Source organism: Silvimonas iriomotensis (genome assembly GCF_014645535.1).
GTDB classification, from domain to species: domain Bacteria; phylum Pseudomonadota; class Gammaproteobacteria; order Burkholderiales; family Chitinibacteraceae; genus Silvimonas; species Silvimonas iriomotensis.
On sequence record NZ_BMLX01000001.1, the window covers coordinates 1,262,872 to 1,275,799 of the forward strand.

Sequence of the window (12,928 nt, forward strand, 5' to 3'; positions counted from 1 at the left end):
AACACCTGAATAAAAAGAAGGTATGTATTAACGGGGCCGTGCTTTAGCGGTATTCCACGGGCTGGCCATCCGGACGGCGCAGCACGATTTCATCGCTGCGCTCTACATCACGGGCCGCGTCACGGCACAGGTCGATAAACGCCTCGATGCCGGCGGTGCGAAATTTCTGCTTGTGCAGCACAAAGTGGAACATGCGGCGAAAATCCAGCCCGGGCACTTCCAGCGGAACCAGGCTGCCGCGCCGGAACGCTTCCTTGAGCGTGAGCCGGGAAATGCACCCGATCCCCAGCCCGGATTCCACCGCCCGCTTGATGGCTTCGGTGTGTTCCAGCTCCAGCCGCACATCCAGCCGGCCCAGCACATGGCGCATGGCAAATTCAAAGGTCTGGCGCGTGCCCGAGCCTGGTTCGCGCAAGATCCAGGGCACAGCAAGGATGTCTTCCAGCGTGACCGACTCTTTCCTGGCCAGCGGGTGCTCTGGCGCCGCAAAAATGACCATCTCGTCGGCCACCCAGGGGAACATATCCAGGTCCGGGTGCTGGATTTCTCCCTCAATCAACCCCAGATCAAGTTCAAAGTGAGCGACATCGCGTACAACCGTGGCCGTGTTGTGCACAGAGATATTCACGCGGCTGCCCGGGTGCTGGCGCATGAACTCGCCCACCAGCAAGGTCGCCAGATAATTGCCGATGGTCAGCGTGGCGCCAATGCGCAAAGGGCCGATGCCCGCCTCGCCCGCAAGGGTGGATTCAATCTCGTTGGCCCGGTCCAGCAGCTCGATGGCGCGCGGCAGTAGTTGCCGGCTCAGTTCATTCAGCTGCAGGCGTTTGCCGTAGCGATCAAACAGGCGGGTATCGAACTGTTTTTCCAGCTCGGCCAGTGCCGTGCTGGTTGCAGACTGCGACAGCGACAACGCTTCTGCCGCGCGTGAAACGCTTTCTGAACGCGCCACGGCAACGAAGACCTCCAGCTGTCTGAGCGTGTATCTCATATCTAATCCTTGGATATATTTTATTTAATAATTCAAATTTACAGATATTCTACCCGTGTTTAAGATTCGAAGCTAGATAACCAGCAGGAATATGAAATCATGACGGCTAGCGAAAAATATACGGCAGAGACGATCACGCATCTGCACACGTGGACGCCCAGCCTGTTTACTTTGCGCACCACGCGCAGCGACGCATTCAAGTTTGTGCCCGGCCAGTTTGCCCGCCTGGGTGTAGAGAAAAACGGCAAGATCGTCTGGCGGGCGTATTCCATTCTGTCCGCCGATTACGACGAGCACCTGGAGTTTCTCTCCATTGTCGTGCCCGGCGGCGAGTTCACCAGCGAGCTGTCGCGGCTGCAGGTGGGCGATACGCTCTATGTCGACAAAACGGCCTACGGCTTTTTGACGCGCGATCGCTTTGAACAGGGCAAGGACTTGTGGATGCTGGCAACCGGCACCGGTCTGGCGCCGTTCCTGTCGATCCTGTACGACTTTTCGGCCTGGGAAGAATACGACCGGCTGATCCTGGTGCAGAGCGTGCGGGAAAAGGCTGAACTGGCCTATGAAGAAACCATCCGCAGCTTCGCCACGCACGAGTACTACAGTGAATTCGCCCACAAGCTGCACTACGTGCCGATCGTGACCCGCGAAGAAGTCCCCGGCGCCTTGAAAGAACGCATTACCACGCTGCTGGCCAATGGCGGGCTGGAAGAACACACCGGCATTGCGCTGGACCATGAGCGCTCACGCATCATGATCTGCGGCAACCCGGATATGGTGGATGAAACCCGCAAGCTGCTGGGCGACAAGGGCTTTACCCTGGCCCGCCGCAGCGCACCGGGCCATCTGGCCGTGGAACAACTCTGGTAAGCCGCAGCACACAACAAGGACAACCCCATGAAGATACTGGTTGCTGTCAAACGCACCGTTGATCCGAACATCAAGGTGCGGATCAAGGCGGACAATTCTGATGTCGAGATCGCCGCCGCCAAAATGAGCATGAATCCCTTCGATGAAATCGCGGTGGAAGAAGCCGTGCGCCTGAAAGAAAAAGGCATCGCAACCGAGATTGTTGCCGTGTCGATTGGCGGCGCGCCGACGCAAGACACATTGCGCCACGCCCTGGCCATGGGCGCTGATCGCGCCATTCTGGTCGAGCATGCCGCCGCAATCGATTCACTCGCCGTCGCCAAACTGCTGGCCGCCGTGGCCCGCAAGGAAAACCCGGATCTCTTGCTGCTGGGCAAACAGGCCATTGATGACGACTCAGCCCAGGCCGGCCCGATGCTGGCCGCCCTGCTGGGTATCGGCCAGGGCATTGCGGCCTCGCGCATTGAGCCGGTTGACGGCTTTGTTTCTGTCACCCGCGAAGTGGATGGCGGCCAGGAAACGCTGCGCCTGCCGCTGCCCGCACTGGTCACCAGCAATTTGCGCCTGAACGAACCGCGCTATGTGAAGCTGCCCAACCTGATGCAGGCCCGCAAAAAGCCGATCGAAACCGTCACCCCCGACAGCCTTGGCGTTGCGGCCACTTCACGCACCAGCTTGCTCAAAGTGGCCGAGCCCCCTGCCCGCAAAGCCGGCATCCGTGTCGGTAGTGTTGATGAACTGATTGAACGCCTGCGTACCGAGGCAAAGGTTTTGCCATGAGCACACTTATCATTGCTGAACACCAGCACGGCCAGTTACGCGCCATTACCCGCCATGCCGCCACCGCCGCCGCGCAGCTGGGCGGGGATATCCATGTGCTGGTTGCCGGTCACGCGGTAGCCGGGGTCGCAGCACAAGCGGCACAGATTGCCGGGGTCAGCCGCGTGCTGGTGGCCGATCAGGCCGACCTGGCGCACCAGTTGGCCGAACGCCTTGCACCGCTGGTCACGAGCATCACCGCGAATTACGACAACGTCATCGCCGCCTCGGGCACCTTTGCCCGTAACGTGCTGCCACGTGTCGCCGCGCTGCTGGATGCCAATATGATCTCTGACGTCTTGCAGATCGTCAGCAGCGATACCTTTGTCCGCGGCATTTATGCGGGCAATGTGCACGCCACAATCCAGACTACCGATGCCAAACGCGTCTTGAGCGTGCGCCCGACCGCGTTTGCCGACGCCGGCACCCAGGCCAACACCGCACCGCTGGAAACATTGAACTGGCAAGTCGCCGCAACCGACGCCCGGCTCGCCGAGTGGGTGAGCGCCGAGCAAACCGTCAGCGACGGCCCGGAACTGGCGACGGCACGCACCGTCGTATCCGGCGGCCGGGCGCTGGGTAGCGCGGAGCAATTCCAGAAGCTGCTGGCACCGCTGGCTGGCAAACTGGGCGCAGCCATCGGTGCGTCGCGGGCGGCAGTCGATGAAGGCTTTGCCCCGAATGACTGGCAAGTGGGCCAGACCGGTGTGGTTGTTGCGCCCGAGCTTTACCTGGCGGTCGGCATCTCCGGCGCGGTTCAGCACCTGGCCGGCATGAAAGACAGCGGCACCGTGGTCGCCATCAACCAGGACCCGGACGCACCGATCTTCCAGCACGCCGATTACGGGCTGGTGGGCGATCTCTTTACCCTGCTGCCGGAACTGACCAGCAAGCTTTGATCAACAGCAGCGCCGCGCCAAAAACAAAAACGCCATGCATTGCATGGCGTTTTTGTTTTTCTGCGCCGGCCTGAAACCCAGGCCTGACAGCAACCGGCAATTACTGCACGGTTGCCTTGGCGCGCAGATCGCTGATCATCTTCTCAACCTTGGCACGTTCCAGTTGTTGAGAGATTTCACCCTTCACTTGATCCAGCGGCGGAGCCTTGGCATCGCGCACGTCGTCCAGCTTGATGATGTGGTAGCCGAACTGGGTCTTCACCGGAGCAGCCGAAATCTGACCCTTGGTCAGCTTGGTCATGGCAGCGGAGAATTCCGGCACGAAGTTGTTCGGGCTGGACCAGCCCAGATCGCCACCTTGAGCGCCGCTCTGGGTATCGATGGACTTGGCCTTGGCCAGATCTTCAAACTTCTTGCCCTTCTTCAGTTGGGCCAGGATGTCGTTGGCTTCAGCTTCGGTCTTCACCAGGATGTGACGAGCGTGGTATTCCTTGCCAGCAAAGTTGGCCTTGATCACGCGATCGTATTCTTTCTGGACATCTGCGTCGCTGACCGGGTTGGCCTTGACGAAGTTGTTCACGTAGGTGGAAACAACGATCTGTTGCTTGGCGGCATCCAGCTGGGCTTGCACGTCAGCAGACTTGTCCACGCCCTTCTTCACGGCATCTTGATACAGCACTTCGTTGGTGACCAGTTGTTGCTTGATACGGTCACGCAGTTCCGGCGAATCTTTCTGGCCACGGTCAGCCAGTTGCTTGACGATCAGGTCCACCTTGCTTTGCGGAATGGCCACGCCGTTCACGGTGGCAACGCTGGCATCGGCCATGACCGAAGCGGAAATCACGGCACCAACAAGGGCGCCAACAAGAAGCTTGGTAGAACGCATTACGATTCCTTTGAATGTTGTCGGTTCAATGCTGCATACATATCAAATTTATGTCTGGAACACCGACGGCGTTCTCAGAGCTCATCTGGCGTCAGCGCCTTGATGCTGAGCGCATGCACGCGCGCAGGCATCAAATCTGCCACCAATGCATACACTTTGCGGTGTCGGGCCACTTTGCCCAGACCTGCAAAGGCCTGCGCCACGATCGTGACTTCGAAATGACCACCACCGCCGCTACCGGCGTGTCCGGCATGCGCGGCGCTGTCATCGTGCACGATCAGGGTTTCAGGTTCAAGAGCCGCCAGTCTTTGCTGCAGCTCGTCTTGAAGCGTATTCATCATACCAGAGTTCAGGGAAGCACCTGTTTGAAGGGTTTCACGCTGGTTTGCCCGTATACACCCTGGTGATACGGGTCTTCGCTATCCCACTTTTGTGCTTCGGCCAGCGATTCAAATTCAGCCACGATCAGGCTGCCGGTAAAACCGGCCGGACCCGGGTCCGGTGCATCCACGGCCGGAAACGGGCCGGCCAGCACCAGACGCCCTTGCGCCTTGAGTGTTTCCAGACGCGCCAGATGTGCCGGGCGCACTGCATTGCGCTGCACCAGTGTATCGGGCAAGTGTGTACCGATAATTGCGTAAAGAGGCATGTTTTTCAGTCCTTGTCCGACGGATTGTCGCCATGGACGGGTTCATCGGCAATGTGTTTACTTAGAAAGAGCCCCTGGACGACCAGAAACACCACCGTCAATCCCAACGTTCCAAACAGCTTGAAGTTGACCCAGGCACTGTAACTGAACAATCGGGCAATGCAGATATTCAGCGCACCCATCACCGTAAAAAAGCCGGCCCAGGCGTAATTGACACTATTCCAGACGGGTTCGGGCAAAGACATCTGCTTGCCCATCATCAGTTTCATCAGGTTCTGGCCGCGTACCCACTGCGAAAACAGCAGCACTGCCGCGAAAATCCAGTAAAGACCGGTGGGCTTGTATTTGATGATATCCGGATCATCCAGATACAGCGTGGCGCCGCCCATGACCATGATGAGCACAAAGCTGACGATCAGCATGGCGTCCACCTTGCGCCATTTGACCAAGGCATAAACCAGCTGGATCACGCTGGCGACCATGGTCACCGCAGTGGCGATCAACATGGCAATCTGCTCAGGCGTTTTGGGCGGAGTGGAATTTTGTGCCGCCAGAATCACTTGCGACAAAACAGGTACATGGCTGGCCAGCGCTGCAGCGTGAGCAGGATCGTGAGAGCTGAGGAAAAACGCCAGAAAAAAGAAGATGACCGGAAACAGGTCGAAGAATGCCTTCATTGAGCCAAACCATGCATTAGATGGCGCATTATGCATTTGGCTCCTGGCACTGACAAGGCGGCAGATAACAGGCAAAAAAAACGCCGCGACTAGCGCGGCGGAAATTCCACTGGAGATACACGAAGCATCAGCTTGCGAAGTGGATATTGCGCTCACGCCGGGTATGACGTGTTGATACGAGTCAAGGATTTCCAGGTACAAATCACAACCAGGAAGGAAAACAAGGGAAAAACCGGGATTGAACCAGAGATGGCCACAGTATTGGCCGACGACGCAATGCATTGCAGATCAGCAGGCGCGGGCAATCAGTAGTAGAACGGGGAACAACGAAGAAAAGGGAGGGGTGGCGAGCCCGACCCCCGGCACTGGCATCAAAAGCTGTGGCTGCTTCCTTCCGGACCTGACCAGGTTCACCTTTTAGCCATGCGGGGAGACCCGCCATCGAGAACAGACGGCGACTATAGCACAGGGCGCCACGTCGTCGCTACTCATTCTGAAAATCAAACCGGCGCGGTGAACTCCCCTGCCCGGTTCTTGCTGAACAACTGGCGGCGAGCGGCAAGGTTGGCATGTTGCGCGCAAACCCAGTGCAGCTTGGCGATGGCGGCCTCTGGCGTCATGTCGTGCGCGTTGAGCACGCCAGCATCCAGCAGGCTTTTGCTGGATGCATACAAGCCCATCTGCACCGCGCCAGCAACGCACTGCGTGCAATTGACCACCAGCGCGCGCTGCGCCAACCGGGCAATGGCCTGGGTCAGATCAGCCTGTCCCGGTACATTGCCGCTGCCATAGGTTTCCAGCACCACGCCATCAAGCGTGGCCGTATCAAGCACTTGCGCCAGCCATGCCGCACTGAAACCCGGCGCCAGCGTGAGCCGGACAATGCGCGCATGGGCATCAACCTGATGCGCGCCGGTGTGCGCCACCTCTGGCAAGGGCAGATTATTGAACGCCCAGCCGTGACCGAAACGTTTTGCCAGCGGCGGACAATTAGGGCTATCAAACGCCGCATCGCGTTCGCAATCGAGCTTGCGGACGCGGTTGCCGCGATAAGCCAGCCCGGCGAACACGACCGCGACTTCGGTCAGGGCCGCGCTGGCAGCCAGGCTGATGGCATCGGCCACATTGCCAGGCGCATCGCTGTCCGGGGCCTCCCACGGATGCTGGGCGCCAGTCACCACAACCGGCTTGTTCAGGCCAGCCAGCGCAAAAGAAAGCGCAGAGGCAGTCCAGGCCAGCGTATCTGTCCCATGCAACACCACAAAGCCGTCGTAGTGCGCGGCACGGCTGGCGATGTCCCCGGCAATACGGTTCCAGTCCACTGGCGTCATGTCGCTGGAATCAAGTAATGGCGCATATTCAACGACTTCGACCATCGGGTATTGCGCTTGCAGCGTGCTGGTCAGAAAGCCGGATACCGGCGCCAGACCATCCGGACCGGGCCGCATGCCCAGCGTGCCGCCAGTGTAAAGAATACAAATTCGCACAGTGATACCTCGAAAAGGCGCCAGCCGGTACAATCTTTATTCAGACGATGAGCCCGATGGCAAAAGAAATGACGATTGTTGATAACCGCAAAGCGTTTCACGACTATTTTATCGAAGACCGGCTTGAAGCCGGACTGCAACTGGAAGGCTGGGAAGTCAAATCCATCCGCGCCGGCCGCGTGGCGCTGAAAGAATCCTATGTGATCTTTTCCAAGGGTGACTTCTGGCTGATGGGTTCGCATATTACGCCGCTCAGCTCGGCCTCAACGCATGTTTATGCAGACCCTGTTCGTCTGCGCAAACTGCTGCTCAAGCGCCACGAGATCATCAAGTGGGCCGAGAAAGTAGAGCGTTCCGGCTATACCGTGGCCGCGCTGAACATGCATTTCAAGAACGGCTATATCAAACTGGATATCGGTCTGGCCAAGGGTAAAAAGCAGCACGACAAGCGCGAAAGCCAGAAAGAGCGCGAATGGGTGCGCGAAAAGGCCCGCATTGTGCGGCAACACACCAAGCAAGGCTGACCCGTTTCATCGTCACCATGCAACAAAAAAGCCCGGTCTGTTCCGGGCTTTTTTGTTGGCAGCGAAGTTGGCAGAGCACGACTCAGGAACCGGATTCGTCCTTGCCCGTGATCCGGCTCTCGCTGCCTTGCAGCAGTTTGCGGATGTTTTCGTGGTGGCGCACGATCAGCAACACTGAAATCACCAGCACAGCGTAAAGATATTCGCGCTGCGGGATGAAATACCAGGTCAGGATCGGGGCGAGCACTGCGGCGATCAGCGCCGCCAGCGACGAAATCTTGAAGCCCTTGGCCAGAATCAGCCACACGCCCAGCGTGACCAGGCCAACGCGCCAGTCCAGCGCCAGCAAGATGCCCCCCGCTGTCGCCACACCTTTGCCGCCCTTGAAGCGAAAGAACACCGGCCACATATGGCCCACTGCGACGGCCAGCGCTGCCGCGGCAATGACCGCATCGGCCTCGGGCAAACGCCACAGGCCGACCAGCAAGCCGGCGAACAGCACCGCAATCAGGCCCTTGGCGGCATCGCCCACCAGCGTCAGCAACGCGGCTTTTTTGTTGCCGGAGCGCAAGACGTTGGTCGCACCGGGATTGCCCGAACCATAAGTACGCGGGTCGGCCATACCCATTGCGCGAGAGACGATCACGGCAAACGAGAGAGAACCGATCAGATAAGCGGCCAGCACGACGATTAACGACTGCATTTGGAAATCCACTACAATAGCGAGTTTTCGATTGTAAGCGATCCGCAGCCGGGAACGTCAAACTGAACCCGCGCCAGGAGTGGTATGGATATCATTTTTTTGCACGGCGTGCGCGCCAAAACCCTGATCGGCTGGTATGACTGGGAGCGCGTTGCCCCCCAGGTCGTCGAGCTTGACCTTGAAATCGGGCTGCCTTCTACCCAGGCCTGTGTCTCTGACAACCTCACCGACACCATCGACTACGACAAGGTCGTGCAGCAGCTGCGCCAGTCCATGGCAGAACAGCATTTCTTGCTGCTTGAAGCCCTGGCCGAACATATTGCACATCTGATCATGCAGGATTTCTCTGCCCCCTGGACCCGCGTCTCGGTCACCAAACTGGGCATACTGCACGAAGTGGGCCGTGTCGGCGTCACCATCGAGCGTGGCCAGCGCAGTTGATCTTCTCCTGATCGCCTTTCGGCTTTTTCTGCTTGCGGCATCACACCGGATGCCCGACCCTGATAGCACATCCAGACTGTTCGCGCGCCCCACAATGGCGCGCGACACGCCGCAAGCTGTAAGAAAACTAATTGCGTGACGGAAAGTATTCTTTCCGGATCAACAATCGCCAGCCCAACCTGGATACACCCGGGTTCTTGCCGGCCTCGCATCTTGCCCGGCCGGTAAAAAGCCAATCCGGCAGCCTGTTAGCTCAATAATACCGCCCGTACGGCGCCAGGGTGCGTAGACGGGCTGTATCGTATACACAAAAATCGTCGTTTTATCGCACTTGAAATTAGCAGTTTAAGCCCTTACTAATGTACGATTCATGGTTCACCCATACACAACCTGACAATCGATTGACCAGGGACTGTCGTTAATGCGTAGTCGTACCACCGGACCACGTTTCTTGTTCGTAATTCTGGCACTGGCCATTGCAATGACCGGGCCGGCCCAGGCCGCCCGGCTGGGTAGCGGCCGTTCTGCCGGCATGCAACGCAATCAGATTACGCGCCCCGCGCCTGCCCAGCCCGCTCCGGCGCCGGCACAGCCCCAACAGCAGCCGCAACCCCAGCGCTCTATCGTAGTGCCGGCACTGGCGGGTGCTGCAGTGGGTGCCGCCGCAGGCTATGCGCTGGCACGCAATGGCGAGCATGCTTCTGGCGCCAGCGCCGCAGATCAGGGCAGCAGCCTGCCCTGGGGCTGGTTGATCTTGCTGGGCGGTTTGACCCTGGCCGGCTTCATGTTTTTGCGCCGGCGTGAACGCCCGGTCGTTGACCCGTATCCTGAGACCCGTCCGGTACCGGGCTGGAATGATTCGCGCCTGAATACCCAGGGCAACCAGAAGGTATACCGCATTGGCGAAGGGCTGATGCAAAACGGCCTGAATGCGCCGGCCAGCTTGCCGGATGGCACGGATACGCAGGCATTTCTGCGCCATGCCAAAGCAAGTTTCCAGCATCTGCAGGCCATGAATTCGCCAGAACAACTGGATGAATTGCGCAAATACCTGACGCCGGAGCTGTTTACCGAACTGCAGACCCAGATTCAGGCCAATCGCGAGATCGCCGATTTCCCGTCGCTCAATATTGATCTGCTGGATATCACTGATGAACCGGGCCATGTCGTGGCCAGCGTGCGCTTCAAAGGCCATGTCAGTGAATACGTGAATGCGCCGGTTGAGCCATTTGAAGAGATCTGGCATTTCACCAAGCAAAAAGCCCCCTCTTCCCGCTGGCTGCTGGCCGGGATTGAACAACCGCGCTGATTTTGCCTGGCGGTAAACCCCGACGCCCCATTGCCGTTTGATCTACAAGGGCCTGCAAACCGCTTTGCAGGCCCTTGCCGTTTATCCATTCCCTGGCCACTCCGGCTTTTTATCTGATTTTTCCTCATTCTTTTTTCGGACGTGCTCTTGCATATTGTCTGCGAGCGGGCAAATTGCTTTACAACAACTAAAGTAAAGTATGGTTTAACCCGATATAGCCGTTAACCGATCAACTACGGGTTACAAACCTCATGTCCAGACTCCGCTCACTTGCAGGTCTTTTTTTTGTCGTTACGGCACTCAGCGGCTGTGATCAGGTCAATACCATGCTGAACAAGCAACAAGCCAACGGCAAGGCGATTGGAGCGGCCTGCCGCCATAGCGGCAGAGCACTGGAAGATTGCTTCAGCCGGAATCCGAAAGTAGCCAAATCGGATATCTTTGCCGGCTGGAAAGAAATGAACGAATATATGCTTGCCAAAAAAATGGACGTGGTACCCAGCAGTTCTGAAGACTGCGGCCCCGATCCGGACGACAAGAAAAAGGCAGCACCTGAACAACACAACACATCAGCAGCCTCTGAGCCGGCCAAGGACGGCGAATGAGCACAGGAGATGTTTCATAGATGGATACTACTTTGAAAAACTTTCTCAGCCAGATTCCCGCATTTGAAGGATTTTCAGACGAAGACCTGGAAGTGGTCCTTCAGGCCGCGGTACGCCGTCACCTGCCCAAAGGCACCTTTCTGTTCCGTGAAGGCGACCCGGGCGAAGCCATGTACCTGCTGGTTGAAGGCCGCACCCGCTCTTTCACCAGCGACAATCAGGGCAAGGAATTCGTGTTCCTGATCGGTGAAGCCGGCGATGTATTTGGCGAAACCTCAATGATCGATGACGAGCCGCGCAGCTGGTCCACCCAGTGCGAGGAAGACTCGACCTTCCTGATGTTCACCAAGCAGGATTTCCGCACCGCGCTGGATGCCTATCCGCAAATCAAGGACAAACTGATCCTGTCGCTGGCCCGCATGGTGCGCCGTCTTTCTGCCACCATGAAAAATCTGGCCCTGCTGGATGTCTACGGCCGCGTCCGCGCCTTGTTTGAAGGCATGGTGCATGAACAGGCCGACGGCACCATGATCATCAACGAGCCGCTGACCCAGCAAGCCATTGCCGATCGCGTGGGTTCTTCGCGTGAAATGATCGCCAGAATCCTCAAGGAACTGGTCTTTGGTGGTTATGTGCGCCTGGAAAACAAGCGCATCATCTTGCTGCAGCGCATGCCGGAACGCTTCTGATCTGCGCTGACCCCAAATAAAAAGCCGACCTTGTGGTCGGCTTTTTTTGCGCCAGAACCGCTCACATGCCCTTGAGCGCGGCCAGATCAGGCACCGTGGCCTTGAATTCGATCTCATCAATGGTGTAGTTCACCACGTCTGCAATCACATAGCTGTCTTCGGCCAGGATTTGCCGCAAAGCCTCACGCGAGGGCACTTGCGCCAGGATCACCCCGCCCAGCCCGCTGCGCTTGGGGCCAGCAGCCAGGAACACACCGGCTTCAAGGTGACGCTTGACCCAGGCAGCATGGCTGGCGATATGCGGTTCAACTGCGGCGGGGCTTTGGGAATAGCTGGCGGTAAGCACAAACATGATCCGTTCTCCTTGTTGTGGCAAAACGCTGATCGTTTTGCAGGCACGAGCTCATTGTCATTGCCAAACAAAAAACGATAAATATGCTATTTTTTTAAACACCTGCAACTCAAAGTTTGAAATAGCGCTATGGATCGTTTGCAAAGCATGCAGATTTTTGTGCGTGTGGTTGATCTGGGCGGGTTTACCGCTGCGGCCAAGGAGTTTGATATTTCCGCCACTATGGTGGGCAAACATGTTCAGGCACTGGAACAGCGCCTGGGTGTGCGTTTGCTGAACCGCACCACCCGCCGGCAAGGGCTGACCGAAGCCGGGCGCATGTATTACCAGCGGTGCCGGCAGGCCCTGGCAGAAGTAGAAGCGGCCGACGCCAGTGTCGACATCCTGCGCAATGCGCCGCGTGGCGAATTGCGCGTCAGTGCGCCGGTCTCTTTTGGCGCCAACCAGCTGTCACCCGCCCTCACCGGCTTTTTGCAGACTTTTCCTGAAATCAGCGTGGCCCTGCATCTGAATGACCGGGTGGTTGATCTGGTCGAAGACGGTTACGACGCGGTCATCCGCATTGGCAAGCTCAATGATTCGGGCCTGATCGCCCGGCCCCTGCGCCCTTACCGCATGTTGCTGTGTGCCAGCCCGGATTATCTCTCCCGCCGTGGCACGCCTGAGCGCCCGGAAGACCTTGCGCAGCATGAATGCATGGATTTTTTGCGCTGGGAAACCGAACACACCTGGCGCATGTTTGGAGATTCAGGGGAAATCCAGGTGCAAGTCCCGGCCCGGCTGACTATCAATAACGGACAGGCCCTGCGCAATGCGGCGCTGGCCGGTTTTGGCATCGTCATGCAGTCTGAGGCCGTACTGGCCGATGATCTGGCTGCAGGCCGACTGGTACAGCTCTTGCCGGAGTTCACCCCGCCGGCCCGCCCCATGCATCTGATCTACCAGGCGGATCGCCAGCCCACGCCCAAGCTTAGTGAGTTCATCACCTTCATGCTGACGCGATTTGGTCCTTGAATACGGTCTGCGG

At 58.1% G+C, this 12,928-nt stretch carries 17 protein-coding genes and 1 other RNA gene; 9 read left to right on the forward strand and 9 right to left on the reverse strand.

Features of this window, described 5'->3' with window-relative positions:
• Positions 1-43: 43 nt before the first annotated feature.
• A complete protein-coding gene (locus IEX57_RS05580; RefSeq protein ID WP_188703148.1) occupies positions 44-991 on the reverse strand; it encodes a LysR family transcriptional regulator in 948 nt (315 codons plus the stop codon).
• 99 nt (positions 992-1,090) lie between these two features.
• On the opposite strand from IEX57_RS05580, the gene IEX57_RS05585 reads away from it, so the two are divergent.
• From IEX57_RS05585 to IEX57_RS05595, 3 genes are read left to right on the forward strand one after another with little or no spacing between them, the layout of a single operon-like run.
• The gene (locus IEX57_RS05585) at positions 1,091-1,861 is read left to right on the forward strand and encodes a ferredoxin--NADP reductase (RefSeq protein WP_188703150.1); all 771 of its coding nucleotides are present in this window, start codon (positions 1,091-1,093) and stop codon (positions 1,859-1,861) included.
• A 27-nt stretch (positions 1,862-1,888) separates the two neighbouring features.
• On the forward strand, positions 1,889-2,641 hold the full coding sequence (locus IEX57_RS05590) for an electron transfer flavoprotein subunit beta/FixA family protein (protein ID WP_188703152.1): 753 nt from the start codon (positions 1,889-1,891) through the stop codon (positions 2,639-2,641).
• The gene (locus IEX57_RS05595) at positions 2,638-3,579 is read left to right on the forward strand and encodes an electron transfer flavoprotein subunit alpha/FixB family protein (RefSeq protein ID WP_188703154.1); all 942 of its coding nucleotides are present in this window, start codon (positions 2,638-2,640) and stop codon (positions 3,577-3,579) included. The genes IEX57_RS05590 and IEX57_RS05595 overlap by 4 nt, the downstream gene beginning before the upstream one ends.
• 100 nt (positions 3,580-3,679) lie before the next feature.
• Here IEX57_RS05595 and IEX57_RS05600 read toward each other — a convergent pair whose 3' ends face one another.
• From IEX57_RS05600 to IEX57_RS05625, 6 genes are all read right to left on the reverse strand, one after another.
• Positions 3,680-4,465 (reverse strand): peptidylprolyl isomerase, encoded by a 786-nt coding sequence (locus IEX57_RS05600; RefSeq protein WP_188703156.1) that lies wholly within the window; start codon positions 4,463-4,465, stop codon positions 3,680-3,682.
• 74 nt (positions 4,466-4,539) lie between these two features.
• Positions 4,540-4,806, reverse strand: coding sequence for a BolA family protein (locus tag IEX57_RS05605; protein ID WP_229708756.1), 267 nt, complete (start codon positions 4,804-4,806; stop codon positions 4,540-4,542).
• An 8-nt stretch (positions 4,807-4,814) separates the two neighbouring features.
• Entirely contained in the window at positions 4,815-5,114 is a 300-nt protein-coding gene (locus IEX57_RS05610) for a YciI family protein (RefSeq protein ID WP_188703158.1), read from the reverse strand.
• Positions 5,115-5,119: 5 nt separating this feature from the next.
• A complete protein-coding gene (locus IEX57_RS05615) occupies positions 5,120-5,992 on the reverse strand; it encodes a septation protein A (protein WP_229708759.1) in 873 nt (290 codons plus the stop codon).
• 141 nt (positions 5,993-6,133) lie between these two features.
• An RNA gene (gene ffs, locus IEX57_RS05620) (signal recognition particle sRNA small type) lies at positions 6,134-6,231 on the reverse strand.
• Positions 6,232-6,291: 60 nt separating this feature from the next.
• Positions 6,292-7,278, reverse strand: a complete 987-nt coding sequence (locus tag IEX57_RS05625) for an asparaginase (protein WP_188703160.1) — start codon at positions 7,276-7,278, stop codon at positions 6,292-6,294.
• 68 nt (positions 7,279-7,346) lie between these two features.
• On the opposite strand from IEX57_RS05625, the gene smpB reads away from it, so the two are divergent.
• Positions 7,347-7,802, forward strand: a complete 456-nt coding sequence (gene smpB / locus IEX57_RS05630; protein ID WP_188703170.1) for an SsrA-binding protein SmpB — start codon at positions 7,347-7,349, stop codon at positions 7,800-7,802.
• Positions 7,803-7,884: 82 nt separating this feature from the next.
• On the opposite strand, the gene plsY is transcribed toward smpB, so the two are convergent.
• A complete protein-coding gene (gene plsY, locus IEX57_RS05635) occupies positions 7,885-8,505 on the reverse strand; it encodes a glycerol-3-phosphate 1-O-acyltransferase PlsY (RefSeq protein WP_188703172.1) in 621 nt (206 codons plus the stop codon).
• Between the two features lie 84 nt (positions 8,506-8,589).
• Between plsY and IEX57_RS05640 the strand changes: the two genes are divergently transcribed.
• The 4 genes from IEX57_RS05640 to IEX57_RS05655 all read left to right on the forward strand — a co-directional run bounded on the left by IEX57_RS05640 (position 8,590) and on the right by IEX57_RS05655 (position 11,549).
• A complete protein-coding gene (locus IEX57_RS05640; RefSeq protein ID WP_188703174.1) occupies positions 8,590-8,946 on the forward strand; it encodes a dihydroneopterin aldolase in 357 nt (118 codons plus the stop codon).
• A 451-nt stretch (positions 8,947-9,397) separates the two neighbouring features.
• Positions 9,398-10,255: a Tim44 domain-containing protein gene (locus IEX57_RS05645; RefSeq protein WP_188703176.1), complete on the forward strand. Its 858-nt coding sequence runs from the start codon at positions 9,398-9,400 to the stop codon at positions 10,253-10,255.
• Positions 10,256-10,506: 251 nt separating this feature from the next.
• Positions 10,507-10,860, forward strand: a complete 354-nt coding sequence (locus IEX57_RS05650) for a hypothetical protein (protein WP_188703179.1) — start codon at positions 10,507-10,509, stop codon at positions 10,858-10,860.
• A 20-nt stretch (positions 10,861-10,880) separates the two neighbouring features.
• Positions 10,881-11,549, forward strand: a complete 669-nt coding sequence (locus IEX57_RS05655; RefSeq protein WP_184098289.1) for a Crp/Fnr family transcriptional regulator — start codon at positions 10,881-10,883, stop codon at positions 11,547-11,549.
• Positions 11,550-11,610: 61 nt separating this feature from the next.
• On the opposite strand, the gene IEX57_RS05660 is transcribed toward IEX57_RS05655, so the two are convergent.
• Positions 11,611-11,901, reverse strand: a complete 291-nt coding sequence (locus tag IEX57_RS05660; protein ID WP_188703180.1) for a YciI family protein — start codon at positions 11,899-11,901, stop codon at positions 11,611-11,613.
• Positions 11,902-12,030: 129 nt separating this feature from the next.
• Here IEX57_RS05660 and IEX57_RS05665 point away from each other — a divergent pair, with 129 nt between their 5' ends.
• The gene (locus IEX57_RS05665) at positions 12,031-12,915 is read left to right on the forward strand and encodes a LysR family transcriptional regulator (RefSeq protein WP_188703183.1); all 885 of its coding nucleotides are present in this window, start codon (positions 12,031-12,033) and stop codon (positions 12,913-12,915) included.
• The last annotated feature ends 13 nt before the right edge of the window (positions 12,916-12,928 follow it).